Annotated in this window: 25 protein-coding genes and 2 pseudogenes; 1 reads left to right on the forward strand and 26 read right to left on the reverse strand. The window is 64.4% G+C overall.

What is annotated here, in order from left to right; translation table 11 throughout:
- Positions 1–5 precede the first annotated feature (5 nt).
- From trbJ to CGZ66_RS15475, 19 genes and pseudogenes are all read right to left on the reverse strand, one after another.
- On the reverse strand, positions 6–764 hold the full coding sequence (gene trbJ / locus CGZ66_RS15385; protein WP_095084938.1) for a P-type conjugative transfer protein TrbJ: 759 nt from the start codon (positions 762–764) through the stop codon (positions 6–8).
- Positions 761–3,214: a conjugal transfer protein TrbE gene (gene trbE / locus CGZ66_RS15390; protein WP_095084939.1), complete on the reverse strand. Its 2,454-nt coding sequence runs from the start codon at positions 3,212–3,214 to the stop codon at positions 761–763. Before trbE ends, trbJ begins: the two co-directional genes overlap by 4 nt.
- Positions 3,215–3,228: 14 nt before the next feature.
- The gene (locus CGZ66_RS15395; protein WP_095084940.1) at positions 3,229–3,525 is read right to left on the reverse strand and encodes a VirB3 family type IV secretion system protein; all 297 of its coding nucleotides are present in this window, start codon (positions 3,523–3,525) and stop codon (positions 3,229–3,231) included.
- Positions 3,525–3,818, reverse strand: coding sequence for a TrbC/VirB2 family type IV secretion system protein (locus CGZ66_RS15400; RefSeq protein ID WP_245331107.1), 294 nt, complete (start codon positions 3,816–3,818; stop codon positions 3,525–3,527). Before CGZ66_RS15400 ends, CGZ66_RS15395 begins: the two co-directional genes overlap by 1 nt.
- Before the next feature lie 35 nt (positions 3,819–3,853).
- Positions 3,854–4,873, reverse strand: a complete 1,020-nt coding sequence (gene trbB, locus CGZ66_RS15405) for a P-type conjugative transfer ATPase TrbB (RefSeq protein WP_095084942.1) — start codon at positions 4,871–4,873, stop codon at positions 3,854–3,856.
- A gap of 391 nt (positions 4,874–5,264) precedes the next feature.
- Positions 5,265–5,582 carry a helix-turn-helix domain-containing protein gene (locus CGZ66_RS15415; protein WP_095084944.1) on the reverse strand — a complete coding sequence of 106 codons (318 nt, stop codon included), beginning with the start codon at positions 5,580–5,582 and terminating at the stop codon, positions 5,265–5,267.
- A complete protein-coding gene (locus CGZ66_RS15420; protein ID WP_095084945.1) occupies positions 5,579–5,926 on the reverse strand; it encodes a type II toxin-antitoxin system RelE/ParE family toxin in 348 nt (115 codons plus the stop codon). Before CGZ66_RS15420 ends, CGZ66_RS15415 begins: the two co-directional genes overlap by 4 nt.
- A 94-nt stretch (positions 5,927–6,020) precedes the next feature.
- Positions 6,021–6,476: a ribbon-helix-helix protein, CopG family gene (locus tag CGZ66_RS15425; protein ID WP_095084946.1), complete on the reverse strand. Its 456-nt coding sequence runs from the start codon at positions 6,474–6,476 to the stop codon at positions 6,021–6,023.
- 7 nt (positions 6,477–6,483) lie between these two features.
- A complete protein-coding gene (locus CGZ66_RS15430; protein ID WP_095084947.1) occupies positions 6,484–8,466 on the reverse strand; it encodes a conjugal transfer protein TraG in 1,983 nt (660 codons plus the stop codon).
- A 27-nt stretch (positions 8,467–8,493) separates the two neighbouring features.
- Positions 8,494–10,233, reverse strand: coding sequence for a relaxase/mobilization nuclease domain-containing protein (locus CGZ66_RS15435; RefSeq protein WP_095085030.1), 1,740 nt, complete (start codon positions 10,231–10,233; stop codon positions 8,494–8,496).
- Positions 10,234–10,480: 247 nt separating this feature from the next.
- Complete coding sequence (locus tag CGZ66_RS15440) at positions 10,481–11,560, reverse strand: lytic transglycosylase domain-containing protein (protein WP_245331102.1); 1,080 nt, start codon at positions 11,558–11,560, stop codon at positions 10,481–10,483.
- A 13-nt stretch (positions 11,561–11,573) separates the two neighbouring features.
- A complete protein-coding gene (locus CGZ66_RS15445; RefSeq protein WP_095084949.1) occupies positions 11,574–11,900 on the reverse strand; it encodes a DUF736 domain-containing protein in 327 nt (108 codons plus the stop codon).
- 45 nt (positions 11,901–11,945) lie between these two features.
- Complete coding sequence (locus tag CGZ66_RS15450; protein ID WP_095084950.1) at positions 11,946–12,500, reverse strand: S26 family signal peptidase; 555 nt, start codon at positions 12,498–12,500, stop codon at positions 11,946–11,948.
- Entirely contained in the window at positions 12,497–12,961 is a 465-nt protein-coding gene (locus CGZ66_RS15455) for a DUF2840 domain-containing protein (RefSeq protein WP_095084951.1), read from the reverse strand. Before CGZ66_RS15455 ends, CGZ66_RS15450 begins: the two co-directional genes overlap by 4 nt.
- Positions 12,962–13,280: 319 nt before the next feature.
- On the reverse strand, positions 13,281–14,165 hold the full coding sequence (locus CGZ66_RS15460; protein ID WP_095085031.1) for a replication initiator protein A: 885 nt from the start codon (positions 14,163–14,165) through the stop codon (positions 13,281–13,283).
- A gap of 19 nt (positions 14,166–14,184) precedes the next feature.
- Positions 14,185–14,475 carry a helix-turn-helix transcriptional regulator gene (locus CGZ66_RS15465; protein WP_095084952.1) on the reverse strand — a complete coding sequence of 97 codons (291 nt, stop codon included), beginning with the start codon at positions 14,473–14,475 and terminating at the stop codon, positions 14,185–14,187.
- A gap of 134 nt (positions 14,476–14,609) precedes the next feature.
- Positions 14,610–15,134 (reverse strand): DUF2285 domain-containing protein, encoded by a 525-nt coding sequence (locus CGZ66_RS15470; RefSeq protein WP_167392112.1) that lies wholly within the window; start codon positions 15,132–15,134, stop codon positions 14,610–14,612.
- Between the two features lie 76 nt (positions 15,135–15,210).
- Positions 15,211–15,540 (reverse strand): annotated as a pseudogene (locus CGZ66_RS41740) (transcriptional regulator domain-containing protein); the annotation flags it as partial.
- Entirely contained in the window at positions 15,527–15,805 is a 279-nt protein-coding gene (locus tag CGZ66_RS15475) for a DNA -binding domain-containing protein (protein ID WP_095084954.1), read from the reverse strand. The pseudogene CGZ66_RS41740 and the gene CGZ66_RS15475, both read right to left, overlap by 14 nt.
- Before the next feature lie 79 nt (positions 15,806–15,884).
- Between CGZ66_RS15475 and CGZ66_RS15480 the strand changes: the two genes are divergently transcribed.
- Complete coding sequence (locus CGZ66_RS15480; protein ID WP_095084955.1) at positions 15,885–16,112, forward strand: helix-turn-helix domain-containing protein; 228 nt, start codon at positions 15,885–15,887, stop codon at positions 16,110–16,112.
- Between the two features lie 219 nt (positions 16,113–16,331).
- Here CGZ66_RS15480 and CGZ66_RS15485 read toward each other — a convergent pair.
- The 7 genes and pseudogenes from CGZ66_RS15485 to CGZ66_RS15515 form a co-directional block, all read right to left on the reverse strand.
- A pseudogene (locus CGZ66_RS15485) lies at positions 16,332–17,126 on the reverse strand (DUF932 domain-containing protein); the annotation flags it as partial.
- Between the two features lie 151 nt (positions 17,127–17,277).
- Positions 17,278–18,204, reverse strand: coding sequence for an ArdC family protein (locus tag CGZ66_RS15490; RefSeq protein WP_095084956.1), 927 nt, complete (start codon positions 18,202–18,204; stop codon positions 17,278–17,280).
- A 218-nt stretch (positions 18,205–18,422) separates the two neighbouring features.
- Positions 18,423–18,860: a hypothetical protein gene (locus tag CGZ66_RS15495; protein WP_095084957.1), complete on the reverse strand. Its 438-nt coding sequence runs from the start codon at positions 18,858–18,860 to the stop codon at positions 18,423–18,425.
- On the reverse strand, positions 18,857–21,019 hold the full coding sequence (locus tag CGZ66_RS15500) for a hypothetical protein (RefSeq protein WP_095084958.1): 2,163 nt from the start codon (positions 21,017–21,019) through the stop codon (positions 18,857–18,859). Before CGZ66_RS15500 ends, CGZ66_RS15495 begins: the two co-directional genes overlap by 4 nt.
- Positions 21,019–22,857, reverse strand: a complete 1,839-nt coding sequence (locus CGZ66_RS15505; protein WP_095084959.1) for a hypothetical protein — start codon at positions 22,855–22,857, stop codon at positions 21,019–21,021. The genes CGZ66_RS15500 and CGZ66_RS15505 overlap by 1 nt, the downstream gene beginning before the upstream one ends.
- Positions 22,854–24,200, reverse strand: coding sequence for a tyrosine-type recombinase/integrase (locus CGZ66_RS15510; protein ID WP_245331108.1), 1,347 nt, complete (start codon positions 24,198–24,200; stop codon positions 22,854–22,856). Before CGZ66_RS15510 ends, CGZ66_RS15505 begins: the two co-directional genes overlap by 4 nt.
- A gap of 328 nt (positions 24,201–24,528) precedes the next feature.
- Positions 24,529–25,257 carry an ArdC-like ssDNA-binding domain-containing protein gene (locus CGZ66_RS15515; RefSeq protein ID WP_095084961.1) on the reverse strand — a complete coding sequence of 243 codons (729 nt, stop codon included), beginning with the start codon at positions 25,255–25,257 and terminating at the stop codon, positions 24,529–24,531.
- Positions 25,258–25,517: the final 260 nt, after the last annotated feature.

The raw sequence follows: 25,517 nt of genomic DNA on the forward strand, positions 1-25,517 counted from the left end.
CGGCCTCAGTTCTTGCCATAGAACATCTGCGCACTGCCGGACTGGTAGCCCGAGCCCTGCGTCAGGAAGCGGCGGCGCTGCTCGCGGCCCTGGTCGGCGGTGGTGGCCTGTTCGGCCGATTGCAACGCCTGCGCCCGACCGTTCGCGGCGACGACCGCGGTGAGATCGGCGAGCTGCTGCGCCTGGAGCGCGAGGAGCTGGTTGCCGGCCTGTGTTGCCTGAAGCGCGCCGGTCGCACCCTGGCTCTGGCCGACCAGCGCCGACATCTCACTACGGTTGGTGTCGATGTTGCCGACGACGCCCGCCTGCACACGCATGGCATCCTGAAGGCCACCAATCGTGTTGCCCCAGCGCGAGCGCGCCTCAGTGACGAGTTGTTGATCCGAAGCCGACAGCGAGACGTTGCCGTATTTCTGCTGGAAGGCCTGGTCGATCTGCTGGACGTCATAGGCAACGTTCTGCGCTTGACCGAGCAATTGCTGCGTACGCTGCACGGACTGCTGGAGCTGTTGCAGCGAGGAGAATGGCAGGCTTGCGAGATTACGGCTCTGGTTGATGAGCATCTGCGCTTCATTCTGAAGCGAGGTGACCTGGTTGGTGATCTGCTCGAGCGAGCGCGCTGCCGTCAGGACGTTTTGCGAATAGTTCGAGGGATCGAAAACGATGAAGGCGTGTGCCGGCGTCGCCAGCATCGGCGAGAGCGCGGCGGGAGCGACAATCAGGGCGGCAGCGAGCCGCATGGCAAGTGAACGACGCAGTTTCATGGGGACTTCTCCTGGTTGGTGAGGGCGGGGCTGGTTAGGGTGGGAACGAGTTCAGCGGCCCAGCCCACGTCGCGGTGGGTCAGCCAGGCTGCGAGGAACCCGTCGCGGCCGTGCTCGGCGACGATGCGGGCGATCGCGGCCTGGTCGGCCTTGGCGGATATAGCGCAAAGCGCGAGCGCCACATCCGACAAGCCGAGCTCGAACAGCCGGTTGCCGCGGCGGGACTGGCAGTAATAGTCGCGCTTCGGCATCGCCCGGGCGATGATCTCGATCTGCCGATCGTTGAGGCCGAAGCGGCGATAGATCGCGGTGATCTGCGGCTCGATGGCGCGCTCGTTCGGCAGGAGAAGCCGGGTGTGGCAGCTCTCGATAATCGCGGGCGCGATTGCCGAACCATCGATGTCGCTGAGCGACTGCGTGGCGAAGATGACGCTGGCGTTCTTCTTGCGCAGCGTCTTCAGCCATTCGCGGAGCTGGCCGGCAAAGCCCTCATCGTCCAGCGCAAGCCAGCCTTCGTCGATGATGAGAAGGGTTGGCGAGCCATCGAGCCGGTCCTCGATGCGATGGAAGAGATAGGAAAGGACCGCGGGCGCGGCACCTGTTCCGATCAGTCCTTCGGTTTCGAAAGCCTGGACCGATGCAGATCCGAGATGCTCGCGCTCGGCATCGAGCAACCGGCCGTAGGGACCCCCGACGCAATAGGGCCGCAATGCCTGCTTGAGATCATTTGATTGAAGCAGCACGACCAGACCGGTGATGGTGCGCTCGTCGACTGGCGCGGAGGCCAGAGAGCTCAAAGCCGTCCAGATATGCTCCTTGACCTCAGGGGTGATCGTCACATTCTCGCGCGTCAGGATCGCCACGATCCAGTCGGCGGCCCAGGCGCGCTCGGGGACATCATGAATGCGGGCGAACGGCTGAAGGCTGACGCTGTCGATCGCCCCATCACTGAGATCGCCGCCGAGATCATGCCAGTCGCCGCCCATGGCGAGTGCTGCCGCGCGGATCGAGCCGCCGAAATCGAAGGCGAAAACCTGCGAGCCAGCATAGCGGCGGAACTGGAGCGCCATCAGGGCCAGCAGCACGGACTTTCCCGCGCCGGTCGGGCCTACGATCAGCGTATGGCCGACGTCACCGACGTGAAGCGAAAGCCGGAACGGGGTCGAGCCTTCGGTCTTGCCGAAGAGCAGAGGGGGCGCTGCAAAATGCTCGTCCCGCACCTCGCCCGCCCACACCGCGGAAAGCGGGATGATGTGGGCGAGATTAAGGGTGGAGATGGGTGGTTGACGGACGTTGGCGTAGACATGACCCGGCAGGCTGCCGAGCCAGGCGTCGACGGCGTTGATGGTTTCGATCATTGCCGTGAAATCGCGGCCCTGGATGATTTTTTCGACCCGGCGCAGTTTTTCGTCGGCGATGCCGGGATCATCGTCCCACACCGTCACCGACGCGGTGACATAGGCCATGCCGGCATAGTCGGCGCCGAGTTCCTGCAGCGCCATATCGGCATCGGCGGCCTTGTTTGCGGCGTCGGTGTCCACGAGGACGGATGCCTCGTTGGTCATCACCTCCTTGAGGATCGCGGCGACCGATTTGCGCTTGGCGAACCATTGACGCCGGATCTTTGTCAGCAGCCTGGTCGCATCCGTCTTGTCGAGCAGGATCGCGCGTGTCGACCAGCGATACGGGAAGGCCAGCCGGTTCAGTTCGTCGAGCAGGCCCGGCGTGGTCGCGGTCGGGAAACCCGTGACCGTGAGAATGCGCAGATGCGACGCGCCAAGCCGCGGCTCGAGCCCGCCGGTCAGCGGCTGGTCGGCCAGCATGGCATCGAGATACATCGGCGTTTCGGGAACGCGGACACGGTGGCGATTGGTCGAGACGCAGCCATGCAGATAGGTCACCGTCTCGGCGTCATCGAGCCAGCGGCACTCCGGCATGAAGGCTTCGACAAGGCGCAGGACGCGGTCGCTGCGATCGGCGAACCCGGTCAGCACCGCGTTGGGGTCGAGGCCCTTCTTCTCGCGGCCTTCGTAGAGCCAGCTTTCCGCGCGCGCCGTGTCCTCGGCGGGCGCGAGATAGGTGAGCGTAAGAAAGTAGCTGGACTCGAAATGCGCGCCGGTCTCCTCAAAGCCCGCCTTTCGCTCCGCATCGACAAGCGTGGAGGCCGCATCCGGAAAGCGGCTGTCGGGATAACGGGTCGAGGCATGGCGCTGCGCCTCCATGAAGATCGCCCAGCCGGAGCCGAGGCGGCGGAAGGCATTGTTGAGCCGGCCGGCGACGGCGACCAGTTCGGCCGGAACGGCGCTGTCGAGATCGGGGCCGCGGAAACGCGCGGTGCGCTGGAAGCTGCCGTCCTTGTTTAAGACGATGCCGGCGCCGACCAATGCCACCCAGGGCAGGAAGTCGGCGAGCCGGCTGCTACGATTGCGATATTCGGCAAGGTTCATCATCGGTGCGACCTCGCTCAGACCGTGAGATGCGCCGGGATGCGCAGGTGCCGGCGAACGACGTCGACGAAAAGCGGATCGCGCTTGGCGGCCCAGACGGCGGCAACATGGACGATCGCCCAGATTGCGAGGCCGACGAGCCACAGACGCAACCCCAGCCCCACGGCGCCCGCGAGCGTCCCGTTCATGATGGCAATGGCGCGCGGGGCGCCACCGAGCAGGATCGGCTCGGTCAGCGCGCGGTGCACGAGGACCGCATAACCCGGCACTGCGTAGTCCGGCATTGACCCGCCCTGTTCGACCGAACCCACCATCAGATCAGCGCTCCGCCGCCGAACGAGAAGAACGACAGGAAGAAGCTCGACGCCGCGAAGGCGATGGATAGGCCGAACACGATCTGGATGAGCCGGCGGAAGCCGCCCGACGTGTCGCCGAAGGCGAGCGTCAGGCCGGTGACGATGATGATGATCACCGCCATGATCTTGGCGACCGGGCCTTCGATCGACTGGAGGATCTGTTGCAGCGGCTGTTCCCACGGCATCGACGAGCCGGAGGCAAAAGCAGGCGCCGCCATCACCAGGATGAGCGTGGGAACGGAAACGGTCATGGCGAGACGATGGCGCGCGAGGCGCAGGCGTTGGGTCACGGATTTTCTCCTTCAGGGCTTTGGATGAGCAAGGTTGTCGGGCTGTCGTCGCTCTCAAGGACGGCTGGCGCGACCCGGTAATCACCGTCCGGGCGAAGGCCGTCGACACGGGCGAGTTCGGACAGCCGGCGCGCGGAGCCGCGGCCGGAAAGGACGGCAACCAGGTCGATCGTTTCGGCGATCAGAGCGCGTGGAACCGTGACGACGGCTTCCTGGATGAGCTGTTCCATCCGGCGCAGCGCGCCAATGGCGCTGCCGGCGTGGATCGTGCCGAGGCCGCCGGGGTGGCCGGTGCCCCAGGCCTTGAGCAGTTCGAGCGCCTCGGCCCCGCGCACCTCGCCGACCGGAATGCGGTCAGGGCGCAGGCGCAACGATGAGCGAACAAGATCAGATAGAGACGCGACGCCGTCTTTCGTGCGCATCGCCACGAGATTGGGTGCTGCGCACTGCAGTTCACGCATATCCTCGATGATGACGACGCGATCGGCGGTCTTGGCCACTTCAGCGAGCAGCGCGTTGATCAGCGTGGTCTTGCCCGTGGATGTGCCGCCAGCGACCAGAATGTTCGCGCGGTTGGCAACGCCCTGTCGCAGCGCCTCCGCCTGGCGCACCGACATCATCCCGGCCGCGACATAATCTTCGAGGGTGAAGATGGCGACGGCGGGCTTGCGGATCGCGAAGGCGGGCGCCGCGACGACGGGAGGAAGAAGCCCCTCGAACCGCTCGCCCGTCTCGGGTAGCTCGGCCGAGACGCGCGGGGCGCCGGCATGGACTTCGGCACCGACATGATGAGCAACGAGGCGAACGATGCGCTCGCCGTCAGCTGCCGACAAACGTTCGCCGGTATCGGACAACCCCTCGGACAGGCGATCTATCCACAAACGCCCATCGGGGTTGAGCATCACTTCAACTACGCCCGCATCGTCGAGATAGCTCGCGATCGCGGGTCCGAGCGCCGTGCGCAGCATGCGTGCGCCGCGCGCCAGACCTTCTGAATTGTAAGGCGAAGCTGCCATCCTGTCCCCGTTTCGATCCGGGGAACATCGGCGGCCCCCGGACGGGGATGATTAAGAGAACCGCAGCTCGAGTGGTTTCAACACCTATATCGAGGCGTAGTAGCGTGGCGTGCAAATACAGGCGATCGGCGGTGCCGATGTAAACGGCGCAAGGCGACGATTATTTGTTCTGCTTTAGGTACTGGCTTAGAGAGCCGACGCCGGCGCGCTGCAACACCGTCGATAGCTTCGCGTCGCTGCGAATCCCAGCTGCGAAATTGTCGCCGTAGGTCTGACGAAGGGTGTCCACCTTCGTGTTCCCATGCTTTTCGCTAATCCTACCGTCCTGGTCGCGGTGGCGCCCATCCAAACCTGGAAAATCAATTGTCCGCTCGGCGGCAAAGCCGTCTGATCAAGCGGCCTCAGCACGAGCTGACCGTCGAGGCTTGTGGCGAACCACCACGTCGACCTTGTAGTCGAGCCGGTCCAGACAGCGAACCAGCCTGTCTATTGAAAACTTACCCGTGCGCCCGGTGGCGATCGCGGAGACGTCGGGCTGTTTCATTCCGAGCAGTTCAGCCGACTTCGCCTGGGTCAGGCGCCGGCGCTTGATAATGGCGCGGATCTCGCGGGCCAACTTGGCTTTGAGCAATTCCTCTTCGGGATTGTCAAAGCCGAGGTCCGCAAACACGTTGCCGCTGCTCATTTCGGCGGTGATGTCTTCTGTCATGACTTTCTTCCTTTCCCATAGTTTTCGCGGTAGTGCGCCTCGGCCGCCTTCAATCGCACTGTCACGAGATCGATTTCGTGCTTGGGTGTCTCCCTGCCCTTCTTCGACTTCTTCTGGAAGCAATGAAGCACGTAGATCATCCCGGCAAAGCGCACGGCATAGACGGCCCGGTAGGTATCTCCGTCGAAGTCGTCGACCACCTCGAGGATGCTGCGGCCCCCAAAGCCTTTCAGGGCTTTGACAGCCGGGTGCTCCTCACCATTCTGGGCGTCGTTGATTGCGACACCCATCAACCGGCGAACATCGACCGGAAACTCGCGCAGGTCGCCCTTCGACGACCCCATCCATACTGCGGGCTTTTGGTTTTTCATTCTCCCTTGCCTTATAGCATACAGACTATAATTTTCAACGAAAAATCCTGACATCGCTCACGGCCATTTAGCCCACGGGCCTGCCCGGTTGGTGTGTTTCCAGGCCTCCATCGATGTCCTCGGAGATTTCCTGTCGAAGCTTTGGACCTTTTGCCAGGCGCCGGCCGAGTGCGGCGACAAAGGCATCATAGCGCTCGCCCGCCTTGGCATGGGCAGCCTGCGCCGCGGGCTCGGGCAACGCTGGTGTTGTCGCCAGCCAGAAGCGAACGAAAACGGCGAGCGTCTCCACCGCAATTCCAACATCGCGCTCCTGGCGTGCCATGCGGCGATCGAGCTGGTCAAGCCGCTTGGTGATCGCAGCCTCCTGTCGCTCGGCGGCATCGGGTGAGAGGAACGACTCGATGGCCGCCTCGGCGACGAGTGACCGTGAAAAATCACGGCGCGCCGCATGTTCGGCCAGCCTGCTCATGACCTTCGGATCGAGATAGACGGACAGGCGTTGTTTGCGCTGTGCCTTTGCCATCGCAGCCTCACATATCCACGTCGTCGCCGGGATCGAGCGACGCCTGCCGCGCAATGCCTTGCATGAGGCGCGTCAGTCGACGATTGCGGGCAACATCGTCCTCGACGTCGTCGAGGTGATCGATCTCGAATTCGTTCTCGGTCGAAGACTTCACGACCAACTCGACGCGACTGAGCTCAGGTTGCCGCCGACGCTCGGATTCGGTTGGATCCTCATCCGCGGCGGCGGCGGCCGACGTGGCTTCGGCAATCCAGGGACCCGAAGGCAGAGGCAGTTTCGTCCAGTCGTCGGGTTTCCCCTCCACTGCCGCCACCAACGCCGGAGGCGGCAGGATACGTTCCCGGAAGCGAGCATCCTCATGATAGCGCGCCTTTTTGGCGCGGATCGGCGGCGCACCCGAGACCATGACAATCTCGTCGGTGGACGGCAGTTGCATCACCTCACCCGGCGTGAGGAGCGGGCGAGCCGTCTCGGAGCGGGAGACCATGAGATGACCGAGCCACGGCGACAGCCGGTGGCCGGCATAGTTCCTCATGGCCCTCATCTCGGTCGCTGTTCCCAGCGCGTCGGACACCCGCTTGGCGGTGCGCTCATCATTGGTGGCAAAGCTTACCCGGACGTGGCAGTTGTCGAGGATCGAGTTGTTGGCGCCGTACGCCCTCTCGATCTGATTGAGGGATTGAGCGATCAGGAAGCTTTTCAGCCCGTAGCCGGCCATGAAGGCGAGCGCCGACTCGAAGAAGTCGAGGCGGCCAAGCGCCGGGAACTCGTCAAGCATCAAGAGCAGCCGGTGCCCTTTCGCCCTCGCCTGCAGATCTTCAGTCAAGCGGCGACCGATCTGATTGAGGATCAGGCGAATGAGCGGTTTGGTCCGGTTGATGTCGGACGGCGGCACGACGAGGTAGAGTGTCGTCGGATGCTTGTCCTCGACAAGGTCTGTGATGCGCCAGTTGCAGCGGCGCGTGACCTCGGCCACGACAGGATCGCGATAGAGGCCAAGGAACGACATGGCGGTGGAGAGCACGCCGGAGCGCTCGTTGTCTGATTTGTTTAGTAGCTCTCGCGCGGCGCTGGCGATGACCGGGTGCGGACCCGCTTCACCCAGATGCGCCGTTTTCATCATCGCCGACAGCGTTGATTCGATCGGACGCTTTGGATCGGAAAGGAAACCGGCAACGCCGGCAAGCGTCTTGTCCGGCTCGGCGTAAAGCACATGTAAGATCGCGCCGACCAGAAGGGCATGGCTGGTTTTCTCCCAATGGTTCCGCCTCTCGAGCGAGCCTTCCGGATCGACCAGGATGTCGGCGATGTTCTGAACGTCGCGGACTTCCCATTCGCCGCGACGCACCTCAAGCAGCGGGTTGTAGGATGAGGATTTCGGATTGGTTGGATCGAACAGCAAGACACGGCCATGCCTGGCGCGGAAGCCCGCGGTGAGCTGCCAATTCTCGCCCTTGATATCGTGAACGACGGCTGAGCTCGGCCAGGTCAGCAGTGACGGGACGACGAGGCCGACACCCTTGCCCGAACGTGTGGGCGCAAAGCACAGCACGTGCTCCGGTCCATCGTGGCGCAGATAGGCGCCGTCAAACCGCCCAAGCACCACTCCATCGGAGCCGAGAAGGCCAGTTGCCATGACCTCCTGCTTGTCGGCCCAGCGGGCGGAGCCGTAGGTCTCGACCTTCTTGGCCTCGCGTGCCCGCCAGACCGACATGCCGATGGCGACGGCGACGCAGGCGAAACCGCCGGAAGCCGCGATAAAGGCTCCCTCCACGAAGATCGACGGCGCGTAGGCATCGAAGCCATACCACCACCAGAAGAAGGACGGCGGAAGGTAAAACGGAAAGCCCAGGACATGGAACCATGGCCTGCCGAGCTCGGGCTGGAACGCCAGGCGCCAGGCCACCCATTGCGTCGCGCTCCAGGTGGTGATCAGCACGATCATCAAGACCGCGAGGATCTGGCCCCAGAGTATTTTGGTGGCGGACATAGAAGCGGTCCTTTCTTCACAATGAGGTTAGAGACCGAGGCTCCGCTTGCGGGCGAAGCTCCAGTCGATGCTGCCGTCATCGCGAGCGATGCCCGAGACGTGGCGGCCAAGATGCTTTTCGAGAGACGGCGTCCAGGGCACCAGCTGGAAACCGAGGCCGTCATCGATCATGGCGAAGCGGCCCGACGCGAGCGTGAAGCGCTGCCGGTAGGAACCGGTGACATATTCGCCGCCGCGGGCGCGGTTGAAAGGTTGGCCGGTTTCGGCCGAGAGCTTTTCGCCGAGCGCCTCCAACTCGCGGCGACGCAGCGTGTCGATCAGGTTGCGGGTGAAGGTTGTGCGTTGGCCATGGCGCTCGCCGAGGCCCTGTTCGACCAGATGGTCGGCGCGGCGCTGCATCGCCTGCCGTACCTCGGCACCGAAGCCGCCTTGCGACAACGCAATCGGTTCGCGGGCGATGTTCTGGCGGTCAAGCCAGGTCGCGCCGGCGGCGGTGACCTGCCGCTCAATGTCGAGATCGGAACGGACAGCGAGCGCCACGCGCCCATGTCCCTGCGCGTCATGGAACTTGCGCAGCTCGATGATCGAACCCGGAGCGCTGTCGCCGGCGGCATCGAGGTCGGACAGCTTGATGTGATGTGTGCGGCCGTCGGTGCCATCGACCACGGCGTATGCGGTGCCTTTCAGTTCATCATCGAGGCCGCGGTCGACCAGCCGACCGACGATCGGCGTGTCGAGGCGCTCCGCCGCCAGCACATAGTTCGCCGAGCCGCGCTCGATGCCCTGCTCTGTCAGGGCGCGGTGCATCCGCTTGATGATGTCACCGCGCTCGCCAAGCTCGCGCAGCGTTGCCTCGGCCTTGTCGTCGATCATCCATTGGCCCGGGTTGACCTGTTCGGCAAGGCCAAGGGTTTCGAGCTTGCGTACCCGCCCGACCTTCAACACGTGATACTCGTCGGGCTGGGCGTTCGCGGCGGTGGCAAGGTCGATGACGCCAGTGTCGCGGCCGTCGCGAACAAGCTGCCGGTCAAGCTGGGTCCAACGCTCGGCTTCGACCTGGCGCTGCAGATTGCGATGGATGTCGAGATCGCTGCGCGGGCCGAGCTCCTGGGTAACAAGATCGGCCGCACGGGCGCGCATCCCCTCCTTGATGTAATCGCGCGAGATCACAAGATCCTGCCCGTCATCAGTGTGGCCGCGCAAAATGATGTGAAGGTGCGGGTTGTCGGTGTTCCAGTGATCGACGCCCGCCCAATCGAGCTTCGTGCCGAGGTCCTTTTCCATCTGCCCCATCAGATCGCGGGCGAAGGATTTGAGGTCCGCCATGTCGACGGCGTCTTCCGGCGAGACGATGAGGCGGAAGTGGTGCCGATCATCGCCGCACCGCTCGGCGAAAGCGCTGCCATCCACCTCCCCGCCTTCCGGCCCGAACAGCCTTGCCTTCTCCCCGTCACGGGTGACGCCCTCGCGGCGCAGATAGGTGAGATGGGCGGCAAGCGGGGCGCCGCGCGCGTGATGGCGCACCAGCCGTGTCTTGATGATCACGGTGCGCGAGCGGCTGGTGAGGAGACGATTGGCGCGCACGCTCGCCGAGCGGCCACGCCCGAAGGTCGAGCGATTGCCCGGACTGATCCGACCTGAGCGAGAGATACGGGCGCCGGCCTTCTGGGCGGCGGCAAGCGCTTGCGAGATGAAGGGCCTGGCGCGCTGGACGCTGGACGAGCGGATACGGCCGGGGCGGATGCGGAAACCATCCTCGCTGGTCATGGCGAAGGCCCCGAACATCGTGTTAAGGCATGGAAATCACAGGGAAATCGGTGTTCCGGCGCGGTACGCCGCCTGTTAGCACCTCGCGGAAATGCAGTATAACCTATTGAAATAACACAACCGATCGACGCTGCACCTCGCGGCCTTTTATCTCGCCATCCCTCTTCGTCCTCTCTCACGGCCAACCCTCCCGCCGCAATTTCCGCGACGGAACAGGTCGGAATGCGATTGACCAGGAATGCTGACATCATTGCGGAGTCGCGGCGAAGGTCTGCACAAACGGACTACGAATAGCGGGGTTCGGAACTGATACGCCTTCACTGCGCGAGCCGTCCGGTTGCGGTACGAGCGCCGTAAGATCGGTGACCGCTTTGTCCACCGGTGCTCGTACGGTGGGTGAACGGATCGCCGTGAAGACGGTCTCTACGGGAACATTAGTCTCGCGCTCACCCTGCAGAGTCGAGCTATTCCGTGTGTTCACGACGTGCGCGAAAATCGCCGCTTCGAGTGCGCTCGCCCTGCCCGCTCCTTGACGTGCGCTCATCGGAATGGGAACCGAACCATTGATCAGAGGTGCCAGTTTCCTGACGTAGTCGATCGTCTCGCGCGGCAGCGGCCGGCCGGTAACAAGATGCTCTTCGTATCGCCCAGGACCGGCATTGTAAGCAGCGAGGAAGCCGTTGCGGCCGAAGCGGTCGAGCATCTCGCGCAGATACGCTGCACCTGCAAAAATGTTGTCGCGCGGCTGATAAGGATCGTCACCGAGGCGGTACTTGGCGCGCAGTTCCTCCCATGTCGCCGGCATGATCTGCATCAAGCCCATCGCGCCCTTGCTCGACACCGCATGGACATCACCAACGCTCTCGACATGCATGACGGCGCGAAGCAGCCGTTCGGGAATGGCAAAGCGTTTGGCAGCCTCCCGGATATGCGCCGACCAAGGATCAGAGGACGAGATGGCACTGCCGGAGCGCGCTGGCCGCTCACGATGCGCGGAAGGCTCTGCACAGACAGTAGACGGTGGGAGGGCGAGCATGACGCTTGCAGACAGTGCAACAATGCCTCGGCGGACAAAAGCACATGCACCACGATCCCGACGCGCCTGCAGCCTGCCACCGTGCTCGCTCCCGTCAAGGGCAAGGCTTCGCCGGCCGAACCTGCTTTCCGCAAATTGTAGCGCGATCGGCGTCCGCAGCGATTGGCAAGCGTCCGGCCACCCTTGACCTTCGCTGCGCGCGGCGGCCGCCTGACAGGCGATCGGGTCGAAGGGTTTGACCGGCGCCCGATCGATCAAAGGGTTTGACGCAGAAGGGCCGCTGAAGCGCAATCGGAGCATCCGATCAGCTTCGCGCGTCGCGCTTCGACTGCCGGCTCCAGTGCAAGGCCCAGACCTTTTTCTCGGATTCGGACTGAAACAGATTGGCGTGGATCGCCTGAGTGAAGGACGGATCATCGATGGAGACCGAGAGATAGTTGCCGGCTTTCTCGCCGGTGCGATCCCATGCCGCGCCGATCTCCATGCCTTCGCAGAAGACGCGATGGTCTGGCGCATTTTCCGCGTCCGATTTCTCGGCAGGCAGGATGGTGAGTTTCGCGTCGAGCGTCAGCGTCGAGATGTTGCCGAAGAAGCCGTCATCGTTGCGGGTGAAGGTGCCAATCTGGGCCATTGGGGTGCTCCTTTCATGAGCGTTGATGAGGGTTGGCGCGAGGTGTCACGGCTCGCCAGGGACCGGTTTGTCGGCATCCGGCACCGGAGAAGTGCGGTCGTTGGTCCAGATCGGGACTGCGCGGCCGATGATCGAATTGAGCGGAAGTGGGCCGAAATACCTGCCGTCGAAACTGTCAGCCGAGTTCCAGTTCATGAGGAAGACTTCGTCATCGGCAATGGTGCGACAGCCGTGCCAGACGGGCAGCGATCGGCCGCGACTGTCACGCTCGCGCGCATGTCCCAGGGTCACACCATGGGTGACGATGGCGGTGCCTTTCCGGCAGACTATTGCGCCTGCGAGTGCCAGTACGTGCTTCAGTAGCGGCACGCCGTTCGGCAGGTATCCGCGCTGGGCAAGAAGATCCGCTAGTGGCTTGGGCGGCATGACGACGGCGATATCGGAAACGCCGATCCTGTGGATCTCGACGCGGTAGAGCCCGGTGGCGACGCTCGCTGACGCATTCCAGATGAACTTCGGTCGATGATCGATCCATGCCGGCGCGGCGACGATGACCGCGCCGCCGAACATCGCGACGATGATCGTTGCGCGCATGCTCATGGCTCAACTCGGCGGCGGAGGAGCCATGCCTCATGGCGCTGGCGTGTGTAGGGCCTGGGTGTCTCGCGAGCGGCGAGCCGGCTGTGGGCATGCCGCCAGTAGTCCGGTGACACATCGATGGGATCGATGCCGGTCGTTTCGATAGCGTCGATAATTTTCAACACCTTCTCGACGCTCGGCCATCCGATAGCTGTAAGCAGGATGTCAGCGCCAGGCCGCACATAGGCGACAGTCGAGCAGCGCTCGCCGGTGGCGACAGCGCGCAGGATATCGATACGCGAAGCGACAGTGCCGAAGTCGTTCGCGGTCCAGCGAACGAAGGCGAAGATGCAGCCTGGCGTAAAGGAGACGACACGACGGCTACGGTCGATAGCCCTGTTTGCAGCAACCTTGCCGAACCGGATGTAGTTCTCGATCCGCTTCTTCAGCCACACCAGTTCGACGTGGGTGAGATTGCTCATGCTGGCCTCCGTGACAGGAGGCCAGCAGCAAGCTTCGCGAAGCGGAGGACGGAGAAGACAGCCGTGCCCCACCAGGAACAAGGGACATCGATTATTCTCGGCCTGGCCGAAAAATCACGGCTCCGCTGTCGTCCACAGCCTCTTGGATCAGCGCTTTCCGTTAGAAAGAATCCGAAGGATTCACAGTTAGAAACGTTAGAGGAGCCGCTTCGGTAATCGGCGCAACGACTTAAGGCCGATTCCGGTTCCTGATAGCACGGGTATCCGGTTCCCGATGGCACGGGAGTTGCGGTTCCTGATAGCACGGGCTTGTCCACAGTCATTTCACAGCCCTGGTGGTGCGGCCACGTGGCGCGCACGGCGTTGCGCTGGCGCTCGCGAATGGATCGACCGGGTTGAGTTGGAAGTTCAGGCGTGACCGACCGTCGGGATCGACGGAGAGTGCCAGCCGGTAGCCCGGCAGTGGCTGGCGACGCACGATCTCGCGCAGGTCGAAGGTGAAGCGCTTGAAGGGCGACAGGCTGCCGGACTTCACGTGGAGATGGCGGAGATCAAAGCTCCAACCGTAGGTCTGGCGGCCACCGTGCTTGCGAACGAGACGGTAAAGCCAGCGCTCCAGGCCGCCCGTTAGCCCGAAATATTGGCGGTCGATCGTGAGAATAAGGGCATCGTCGATGACGCCGGCATAGAACCAATCAGGCAGGATGAGCTCGATGCCAAGTGGGCGCCCGCTGACGTCCATTCGCTCTTTCCATTCATTGATCCAGGAGAAGCGATGTCGCCGCCGCTCGGATGACTGGCGGATAGATGTGGCGACCGTCGTCGATTGCAGGCGGTCAAGCGCGGCTTTCAGCCTGTCATAGGAGTGAGCGGAGTCACCACGCTCGATGAACGAAAGGATCTCATACGGCGTGGCCGCCATCAGACGCGACGTGCGAAGGCCTTTGTCTCTTGCGTCGACAATCTGACTGGCTGCCCAGATCAGGATGTCGGCGTCCCAGATCGTCGCCATGCCGTGTTCGACCGTCGCTTCAACGCGGATCGTGACCTCGCCCATACGAAAGTCGATCGGTGTCACGCGGCGGGATTTGGCGAGTGAGAAAAATGGCCACGACATCAGGTCTTGCGCATCGCGTGGCGTAATCACACTGGGGCGTGCGCGGAACAGATCAAGCTGCCCCTGATCGGTCGAGCGAAGCTGCATTTCCTTTTGCCCCGCAGTATCAGGAGACGCGATGGCGCCGGCCGGCATAGGCCGGCGCGCGGGCGGCATGCGGCTTGGCAGGCGGAACAAAGGTCGCGTTGGCATCGCTGGTGGACGTGCGCGCACCAAGCTCGATCCAGGCGTGCAGATCGTCGATGTCATAGAGGACGCGACCACCGACCTTTCGGTATTTTGGTCCGGTGCCATACGTCCGGTGCTTTTCCAGCGTACGAGCGCAAAGGCCGACGATTGGTGCCGCCTCCTTCGTTCGCAGGTATTTTTGGGGCGCGTCCGCGGGACCCTTCGACATCGCTCGATCTCCGTTCGGTTTTGCTGTCGTCCTGGCCTGCCGGGACGCGCGAAACGGACGATGGTCGAATTGAGGAGAAGCAAGGGAGGGCAAACATCGGAGGATGTGTTTTCGCTACCCATTCGAAAACGGCTTCAGCGATCGGGTTTTCGGCTTCGGCTGTGAGGATAGAAGAGAAGGTCGCGGTAGCCGCCGGCCACAAGACGATCCGCCCTTCGCAGGATCGCCCGAACCTTGTGCCGAAGATGATGATCGCGCCAGTCTCGCGGCGCGATCGCCTCTCGTGACAACAGCACCTCCGCGATCTCGCGATAGGTGGCGCCCTCGCGCCGGCCATCATGTACGCGCAGATTGAGAATGTGCCTCGTCTTCGTCTGCTTCGGCAGCGCGCCGTAGGCAGGACCGGGCGGCCGGCCGTTCAGCGCCCGCCAGAACCGACGCGCTGCGTCGAGCCGCGTCTCGAATGCCGCATCGAGTGGCAGGATGATGGCGTTGAATTCTGACGCGCCGCTACAGATGTCAGTAACGAGATTATTTGTTCCGGTCGATGCCGGCCAAAGAATATGAAGCTCGTCGGCCGCAGCGCTGCCGAGTCTGGAAAGTTGAACAGTCTGATGCGAAGGGCTGACTGATGGTCGGATTTGCGTGGCTCGCAGCACGCGCGGCGACGCCTGTTCCGTCCAGACGATGTTCCCAGCTAATGGACGCCCGTCTCCGGTGACTGTGAAATCGCGCCCCCCAACGAGCGATGAAGTCGGGCAGACCAAGAGGTTCTACGGAACCTGGGAGATGTGACGAAAGCTGGCTGCACTCGGCGACGAAATCGTCGTTCCGGATCAGATATTCGGCAGCGAACTCCGCAGGCTCGTAGCCTTGCATGTGCGCGTAGGCTGCCGGATCGGTCCAATCGCCTCGCAATGTGCCAAGTCCTCTCCCGGTACCCGCATCAGGCTGCGGGCTTCGGAATGAGCATCCCTGCCGATACGCAAATCGGGTAGTTGGAGAGTCGGCAAACCGCTGTGCTGATTCAGCAAACCATGGCCTGGGACTCTCAGTGTGGCGCACCGCCGGCCAGAAGATATCGGTAGCCGTTCGTCGTCATCCAGCGGGCGCGGGCAAGATGCGTCTCCCATGATCGGAACGCCCGCTCCGGTTCCTCAGCCGGGTCTATATGCAGGACAATCCTGGCCACCTCGCGCCAGTCCGCATCTTCAGCCGCTGCGTCGAGCAGGCGGATATAGGTGAGCAGCCGCTCCTCATCATACCCGGTCAAGATCGAGGAATCTGGAGCAACGTCGGCAACGTCGGGATCAAGCAGTGGTCTGAGCAAACGCGATTTCCATCCTTGAAGGCACTTTGTCGAGAATACTCCGTGGTTGAATACTCGACAAGGCGTTGCACTCCCGCCCATGGAAATTCGTGAGGTGTTTGCGCGCAATCTGAGGCGGCATCGGCAGGCGGCTGGGCTTTCGCAAGAAGAGCTGGCCCACCGCGCGGAAGTCGATCGCACCTATATCAGTGCGTTGGAACGCAGCGTCTACGGCGCGACGATCGACGTCGTCGACAGGCTGGCAAATGTTCTCGGGATTGAGGCCGCGGACCTTCTAAGGCGACCTCCATTGCGCGTCACAAAATAGAGGGCAAATCGCCCCATTTGTCTTTGTTGGCACTCATGACATCAGTTGCATCGCGAGCCGGGCGGAGCCCGGCGAGCGGCCGCCGTGTTTCAAAAGCAGCCGCACGCGCCGACCCCGATGATCTGGTCCCTAGATATTCTTATGCTATGACGGTCCCGTTGATACGGCGGATCTGAAAGGCCGCGCGGCGAGACGTTCGCTGCGCGGCCTTTCGTTTGATCATGCCGCCCGTTCCAACAAGGCCTTCGCCCTGCCTTCAAGCTCCAGTCGGCTATCCTGATGCGCCTTGCTGCGGGCGTGCGCAGTCATGCCCTGCACGAAATCGAAGACGCTTTCGGGCGGGCGGCCCTCCTCCTGCAAAACTGCCTCGATGATCCTGCCTGTTTCGCCCTTGGAGAAGCCGCGCTTGCGCAGGAAGGTTTCGCGATCCTCGCCGGTGCGGGCGACGATCTTCTCGCGCGCGGCCTTGATCCCAGCGATGAACGGCGCGGGGCTTGAGTTCGCGAAGCTTGTCAAAGCGGGCGCTGCCTCATGAGCGAAACGAAGTGCTGCGAACTTCGAATGCCGGATACTGATTTCTTCAAAGCCTTCCACACCCCACAAATTGCGGTTCATGCAAACGGCGCGGAGATAGAAACTCGCAATGCCCAGCGTCTTGCTGCCGACCTCGGAATTCCAGCAATAGAAGCCACGGAAATACAAATCAGGCTCTCCATTCGGCAGGCGCCCGGCTTCGATCGGATGCGAGTCATCCACCAGAAACAGGAACACGTCTCGGTCGCTGGCGTAGAGCGTGGTGGTGTCCTTGGTGATGTCCACGAAAGGATTGTGGGTCATGGTCGCCCAATCAAGAACGCCCGGCACCTTCCACATGGTGTCGCCGGTTCCGTTGCCCGCTATCTTCATGACGGCGGCGACAAGCTCATGGTCCCAGATGCGGCCATAGTCCGGACCAGTGACGGCGCGAAGCTCAACGCGCCCGTCCTCCGTCTCGAGGGTCTTCATTAACTCGGCGACTTATCTGAACAGTCAAGCTGTCTCAGGCGGATTTTGCGGAGGCATTTGCCTGAAGATCCGCGCACTTCGATCGGTCTGGGGCGCGTGAGACAGATTCCAGGGGTGGTGCGAGCGCCATGCGGCTGCTCAACCGATCGAGTTTGAGGGCCTATGCGGCGCCCCGGACCTTGTGTTGGCGAGCGCCCGCCTGCTCGGCGTGCATCCAGTCGGCGATCTGTTGCGCCTTAGCCGCGGCGGTGAAGATGGCCCGCTTGTCGGCACGAAGCACTTCGAGCCAGGACGCGACATAGGCGGCGTGATCGGGCCGCGGCTCGACACTGAGGTTGAGGTCGGCGCAGATCATGGCGCTCAGGAGTTCGACCGTGCATTCCTCCATGGCGTAGGCCGCCGAGCCGAAACGTCCGGAGAGATCGCGGTCGAGGCGATGGCTGACGCCGGAGGCATGCCCGCATTCATGGAGCAGCACGGCGTAGTAGGCGACGGCATCGCGGAAGCAGGCAAACTCGGGCATCTGCACGTGATCCGTGGACGGTCTGTAGTACGCTCGTGAGCCGCCGTGCCGGATGTCGATGCCAAGCGCCGCACAGAACCGCTCGGCCTGCTCGATACGCTCTGCCTCGGGCAGCACCGGCATCTCGGGCGGCGTGTAGCCATCGACCTGGGCGCAATTGAAAACCGTGTAGCCGCGGGCGAACATGCGCCGGGCAGGCTCGTCGCGATCTTCGTCGCCGTCCTCGGCGTCGGCCTCGCCGTGGCGATCGGCAATCTTCCAGAACACGACCAGATGGCCGCGCTCGCCCTTGCGGACCTGGGCGCCGAGTGCCTGCCACTGGCGATAGGTGCCCCAGATGCCGGCGGGATAGCCGACCCCGTGAGCCGCGGCCCAGAGTGCGATGACGTTGACGCCGCGATAGGCCTTCTGCGAGGCGACGTTGACGGGCGTGGTGATGGCCGATCCGTCATGGTGCCAGGGCATCCGATAGTCGTCGGCGCCGGCCTCGATGGCGGCGATGATCTGGCTGGTGACGCGCTCGTAGATGTCGGTCCGGGTCTCATGTGTGCGATTCGTGGTCATGGCTGCCTCCTCAAGCTCGCCCTCTCCGTCGAGGGCGAGGCGGCAGAGGCAGACGCGGGAAGCCGGCCCGTCACACCCTGTTCTCGGTGCTGGTGCGGAACAGGGTTGACGGGCCGGCAGCGTCTGCCACAACCCGAGCCCTGCCTCGACGGGCGAGCTTGAGGAGGCGGCCATGACCGGCGCGCCGAGACCGGATCGATGAGGATGACGCGCGGCTCTCAGCCGCCACCACGAGGCGGACGCCGCAGCGGCACGACTCTGGCGTCAACGGATCGTGCCAGCTCGTCCTGCAGACCGTCGATCACGGCATCGCGCTCGGCGACCTGCAATGTCAGCACCTGGATATGCTGCGCGAGCGTGCGGGCGAGCGCCCGCAGCTCGGCCATCTCGGCACCGCGCACGGCGCGCAGCTCCGCTTCGAGAGCGCGGACGCGTTCCTTGAGGGCGCTGGGCGACGATCGTCGCTGGCGGACCTCGGCGGTCCGGAACTCGATGAGAAGATCACCGGCCCGGTTCGCCGTCGCCCGGCTGATGCCGGCCTCGCGTGCCAGATTGGCGATGGTCAGCGCCCCGTCGGTGCGCTCGGGGCGGCCGTCGAGAAGCCGCGCCATGGCCGCCCTCAACGCGGCTTCGCTCTTCGGCCCGAGCGCTGTCATGCGTCACCCTCCAGGAGGGGTGCTACCAGTCGGCGCTTCCGCTCATTGTCCTTAAGGATTGCCGTGCGCTGCAGCTGCGACAGGCGCCGGTCGGAAAGGAGCGCTTCGCCCTCGGCGATCGAAGTCTGCCAAGGCCCGAGGTGCCGGACGGTCAGACAGGCGTTGGGACAGCGGTCCGGGCTGCATCGCGACAAGGCCGGCGCCGTTCGTTCGGAGTCCGACACGCCGGTGAGGCAAAGCGCGGTCGCCGCTTCGAAGAGACAGTCGTTGAGGAAGCCGACATGCAGCGTCCGCCCGAGATGGGCAAGCATGGTGCGCAGCCGCTTGCGGTCCATCATCCGGCCGGGGAGATCGCCTAGTTCGCCCTCAACGCGGACGAACTCCCGTCGCAATCGGGCCGCACCCGGTCCGGCCGGACCTTCCTGGCGAAGGAACGCCTCGTAATGGGCGACGATATCGTCGAGCTGGCCGAGCGCGCGCTCGCGCTCGACAGCGAGCCGGAAATCGGCCTGGCTCGATCCGGCATAGCCCTCGAACATGGCGACGGAGGCGTGCTTGTACTGGATCTTGCCGGCGACCGTACCGAACGGCCGGTTGGCGATGTACCAGGCGACCGTGCGGCGCAATTGCCGCGTCGTGAACTTCCAGGGCTCGTCACCAATGCGCGGGATGGCCGGCCCGTCTTGCGCATGCGCATCGACACCGTCGCGGAAAAGATTGAGCGTCGGCGCCGCACCTATGCCGAGATGATCGGCGCTCCAGGGCCAGTCCTTCAGGGTCACCCACAGGGACGAGAGCCCCTTCTCCTTGCGGTTGCGTGCCGAGAGCACTTCCATGACTTCCACGGCGCGGGCTACCGGCTCGATCGTGATCCAGTCGGCCGTTACGCCGCGCGGACCATGGCGCTTGTAGACGGTGCTGCGCACCCGATAGCGTTCGACCAGGCCGTCGGCGCTTCGCACCAGCGACACGCAGCCCGGCTGCATGGCCTGAACCTCGCTGTCGCGCATGCCCGTGAGATAGGCGCAGACGAGATAGCAGGCGCCCTGCAGCATCCGCTCCTCGCGGGCGAGACTGAGGCTATCGAAGCGCTCGCGCCATGGCAGGCGCGTGTCCGGATCGACCGAGATCGGCGTATCGAGACCACCGACCTCGGTCCCAAGTTCGGCGACCATCTCCTCGATCAGCCGCGCGGTCGGCTCGGACTGGCTGACGCGTCCGCTCTCCGGCGCGCCGGCGTGCAAGCGCATTAGATAGAGGTTGTAGGGCGGCAGCTCTTCGCCGGTCAGCGGATTGATCCGCCGCGCGGCGTTGGGCGCGCGCTCCCAGATCGGCACGCCTCGGCCGGCGGCTCGGCGCGCGTCGAGCCACTTCGCCACGCGGGCGCGATAGGTCTTGGCGACGGCCCGTCCTGTGCGCGCATCCCGCGCCATCAGCCGGGCGCCACGAGCTTCGAGAGCGTCCAGTTCCGCCCGCGCGGCAAGGATATTGGATGCATAGACCTCGACATACTTGAGCGCCCAGCGGAGCATGGCCCCGATGATCGGCTCGGGAATGCGCGGCGTGGCGTTCTCGGCCGGCGCCGGCGGCCGGCCGGCAACGCGGTGCGCGGCGCGCCCGCGCCACGGCAGAAGGCCGATGCCGCCGCCGGTCAGCCACGGCGACAGGTGATGCATGTCGATCGGCACCTCGACATACTTGACTGTCTCGTGAGGCGTTCTCCGGCCGCCATCGCGGGCATGCGCCAGATAGGCGTCGAGCAAAGCCTGATCGATCCGGCCGAGGTCGACTACGCCGAGCTGCGTGCACAGGAACGCAGCAAAGTGCTGGACGTAGCGCAGGAGCCGGATCGCCGAGGTCGCCCCACAAGGTGCGCGATATCCCGGCACATGGATGCGCAGGCGGGCGATCACGTATTCCTTCGCCAACCGCCGCGTGGCCGGATCGGCGATCCCTGCGAAGTTGAGCCGGTAATTGCTGTAGCGGGCGTTGACCCGGAAAATGGCGGCGCTCAAATCCCAGTGATCGTCACCGAAGCGGGGAAGCTGCGCGCGGTCGGCATCGTCCCTGATCGGAATGCCGCTGAGCACCGGCTCGTCATCCCGGTACATGGCCGAAGGCAGCGACGGCCGCGGCGAATGCTTGGCAGAGCCCGGCATTACGGCGCCCGCGCTTCGGGTGGCAGGTAGATGAGCGTCGGATCCGAAGTTGCAATCCGGCGCGCCTCCTCGATCTCGACGTCTGCAAAGCGGGGAAGAATCTGATCAGCAATGCGCCCGTGAACCTTGGCGAACTTGGTGATCCAGTCGGCTTCACTCAGCACCTGTCGCTGCGCCCGGATGAAGCCAAGGAAGGCCAGAAGCGCTGGTAGCTTGCGGGAGGTGATCACCGCATTGCTGCATTCAAGGCAGCCCCAGAAAGGGGACGGACAGGCCTCCCCTTGCGCGCCGAACGGGCTCGCGTAGAAGCCCGAGCAACTGGCGAGCCAGACGTCCTGCTCGCTGCCGAGCAGCGCGTTTACCGCGGCGGCGCCTGCAATCGGAAGGCCGGTCGCCTGGTCGGGATCGGCCCGAACGGCCGCCTCCTCTTCCGACGATAGGACGCAGGGGCGCATGGCGGCGTCGAGCGCATCGCTCATGGCGTCGGCAACGGTCGCCTCGTGCAGGTGGCGGAGCGCGGGGATATCGGCGTAGTGGTTCGCCGCGACCGCGACGGTGTGGCCGACGGCGAAGCGGTCGAGTTGGCCGCCCGTGCGCCGATACCATGCCGCCTTGTGGGTCTTGCGCAGGCGCGTCAGATTGAGACGAAGCGGCTGACCCTGTTCATCGGCGATGCCATGTCGCCTGACCCATGAAGCCGCAGTCTCCTTCATGCTCAACACGCGCGGGGTCAGTCGGCCCCAGGCGCAATGGACCCAGAGCGTGTCGGTGACGAGCCGGCTTCTTGCCGGCTCCGTCCATTGCAGCACCTTGCGCAGCAGGCCGCCCGGCGTCGAGGAACCGCCGTCGCGCACGCGTAGCCGCTTCCACTCGGCGCCGCGCGCACGCCGCTTGCAATACTCGATCTCGACATAGCCGCCTGCCGGGTTCTTCAGGCAGTCCGCGCGTAACTCCTTGATCGCTTCGATCTCGAGACCCGTGTCGAGCGAGATAAGCACGATGAGCGGCACGAGATCGGCGGCGATGAGATGCCGGCGGCCATGCAGATCGTGGATGAGGCGGTCGTTCGGCAGGCCGCTCTCGCGGCGCAGCGTGTAGAGCCGCGTGAAGAGAGGATGCCGGTGCCCGATGACGCCTTCCGCATCGATCAACGCCATGGCCGCTTCGTGAGCCGTTGCCAGAGCCTCGTTCCGATCAACAACGTCGACCGTCGGAATGCGATCGGCCTCGGCGAAGCGACGAATGATGGCGGCGAGATCGGTGCGCGCAGCGGTCCGCAACGCCGTAGCGATGTAGTCGCCATAGGCATCGCGTGGACGGGCGCGCACGCCGGGCCGGTCGCTCGTGTACATCAGCCGCCGCGAGGCATCGGGCGGCAGGCGGCCGGGCTCCGCCGCCTCGGCGAGCCGGAGGAGGTTGAGCACCTTGCTCATCCGCTGCAGCCGGTGATTGGGATGGAGACCGCTCTCCTCCATCCAGGCATCGAAGCCGTCGATGCAAGCGGCGTTGACGTCGGAGAGACTGGCGACGCGCGGTCTGGTGGAATCGAGATAGCGCCAGAACGTCTTGAGCGCATTGGCATAGGCGGAGGCTGTCGAGATCGAGCCCGCTGGACCCCCGACCTGGCAGGCGCGCCAGAGCGCGCCTGCAAAAGTCCGGGCCAATGCGGTTCGACCGCTCAGCGTCATCAGGTCGATCGTGACGCTGCGATCCGCCAGTGTGACGGTGAAGCGGAGCGACGCGATCGCAGCACCGGCTTCGCCTTCCGGATCGGGCAACGCCTCGGGAAAGAGGGCACGGCGGCCCGGCCGCCGCACCGCCGCAGCTACCGTGGTCATTCCACATCACCGGTCGTCTCTTCAGCCCAACGATCGGCCGCCGCATCGACCAGCTCCTGCGCTTCGGCAAGGCTGTCGAGATAAATGTAGGTGCTCGTCACACTAGCGTGCCCCAGGAGGTGCTGGAGCTTCTGCAACGGATCGCCGAGAATCCGTCGATAGGCCGCACCATGCCGATCCTGTGGATCGAACACCGCGCCGATCTGCTCGCGGATCAACATGGAAAGCATGCTGACAGCGAAGGTGTGCCGCAGGGTGTGCGGCGTCACGTCGAGATCAATACCGAAGCGGCGGCAGCGGGCGCAGGCCCGGCGGAAGGCGGCTTCCCAGGTGGCCGATGGCACAGGCTGGCCGCCTTCGGTGAGCCAGAGCAAGGCGTGCTGCGCCTTGCCAAGTGCGCCGATCAGCACACGCCGGCGCTCGCCCGGCGTGAGCCGGTCGAGCCGGACGCGCTTGCCCGCCGCGTCGACAGCCTTCCCGGCATCCGGAGTCAACCACAGCGGATCGGGCATCGAAAGCTCTGAGCGCGCGGACGTGATGGTGCGCTCGAGATCGACATAGTCGCCGATCAAGGTCAGCACGCGGCGGGGAATGCGAATGCGCCGCGGTCGTCCGCCCTTGGCGATCGGACCGGGAAGATCGAATGGAACGGAGCGCGATCCGGGCTCGGTCGAGCGCGGCAGCTCGGTCAGAAGCAGGCTGCCCGCCTCCGTCAGCCGCAGACCGGTGGTTACCAGAAGCTCGGCGAACAGCGCGTTCCGCTCACCATTGCGGCCGCGCCATGTCGGGTCCTCCGAGCCGTCGGGCAAGCGTCCGCGCAGCCCCACGTCGCGGAACAGGAGATAGCGGCCGAGGTCGATGTAGCGCATATCGTGCCGCCGCGCTGCGCGCTCGCGCGCCCGGTTCGTCTGGACGGCCAGCACGGCGCGCGTGCCCGCCGCCCTGCGAAGAGCGACGCCATAGCTGAAGGGTGATGCCGTGGTGATCGCTTCTTCGACGGCCCAGCGGTAGAGCTTATCAAGCGCTGCAACGCTCCGATTCCAGCTTGCCGCCGAAATGCGGAACGCGGCGTCCGACAGGCGCCGCGCCCGGTGAAAGGCAAGCACGTCATGACGGTCCGCCTGCCAGACCGTCTTGCCGCCGCGCCGCTCGCCGAGAAAGCGCGCCCAGACGAGAATATCCCGGGCATAGGAGCGCCACGTGTTCGGCGACCGCGCGCCCACGCCCGGACAGGCGCGAAAGAACCGATTGAGGTTGGGATCGTAGCTGCCGTCATCCATCAGGATGAAGGGCATGCCGTCGATCAGACCGGCGCGCTCGGCGATGTCGAGCGCGCCGGTCATGATGTTCACGGGGGAGCCGTCAACAGAAAGCGGGCGCGACAGAGCGCCAAGATCGGTAAAATACAACTGCACGCACGTGACCTAAGCGGAGCGCCTACGGCGCAAGTTATTGTCTTGAATGCGAGGGGTTCCCCTCGCGCTCTCCCGCTCGCCGCGTGGCAGGGGTGCAGGACTTCGCCTGCACCCCATGAACAGCTTGTCGTGCCGCCGCCGCGTCAAGCGTTGTCCTCGCTACGCTGCGGGAACGCTTGACCCGGACGTCTGAAGAGCCTCACCGGAACAGTCGGTGGGGCCCCTCAATGCCTGATTCTGAGACAGGATTACAGAGTCAGGATAAGGCGACCAGCTCCTCGCGGGCATAGCCGTCGTCTCCGAACCGCTTCCGACCGAAGTCACGGTCAAGGCGCGTAGCGTGCCGGGTCCAGTGCGTGGCCTCGTGGGCAAGCGTGGCGTAGTAGGCTTGCGCATCCCGGAAGGCCTCGAAGGCGGGCATCTGGATAACGTCGAGAGCCGGGCTGTAATAGGCGCAGTCGCCGCCATGCCGGATGTCGGCGCGCGTCGAGGCAAAGAAGGCTTCGGCATGAGCGATGCGCTCATCCGGGTTCCGGACGCTTTCGGCGCGGGCATAGAAGTGAGCCGGCAGCCCGTCGACCTGCTCGACATTGAAGACCGTGTAGGCCTTTAGGAACGGGATGAAGCGCTCGGCCTCATCGCCGGTGGCCTCGTCGGTCTCGGTGCGCCGCATGGTGTCGGCATACACCACGGGAGAGCCCTTCTCGCCCTTGCGGACACGGCCGCCCAGCTCGATGGCCTGCTTGAAGGTGATCCAGATCGGCGCGGCGTAATGCGCGGTCATCGCGGACGCCCAGAGCGTCAGGACGTTGATGCCGGCATAGGGCTGGCCGTTATGGCGAAGCGGCCGGGAGACGTGGCCGGCGGCATGGGCGGCGCTCCAAGGCTGCGTCCAGGGTTTCACTCCCTGCTCAAGGGCTTCGATGATCTGGTTGGTGATGCGGCTGTAGACATCCTGCCGCGGGGTTTCGTTGGTGTCCGACATGACCTTGCTCCTTTTGCGTTGGGTTTTTCTCAAGACGCGGAGAAGCTGGGCCGGGCGATTGAGCCGGCCGGTCAGGCCCTAACACGGTCCCGCCCGGGCGGGAGTGGTGCGGGCGGGGTTTGACCGGGCGGCGCGCCCAGCCGAACGATCGCGGCAAATATTGAGGAAAGCGCGCCGCAATGAGCATGGACGGAACGCCGGAAAGCCAAACCGCGCGGCATCGGCGAAAGTCGACAGGAAGCGACCCTGCAAAGGCAGCA

The sequence above is a fragment of the Mesorhizobium sophorae genome, from assembly GCF_002270415.1.
GTDB classification, from domain to species: domain Bacteria; phylum Pseudomonadota; class Alphaproteobacteria; order Rhizobiales; family Rhizobiaceae; genus Mesorhizobium; species Mesorhizobium sophorae.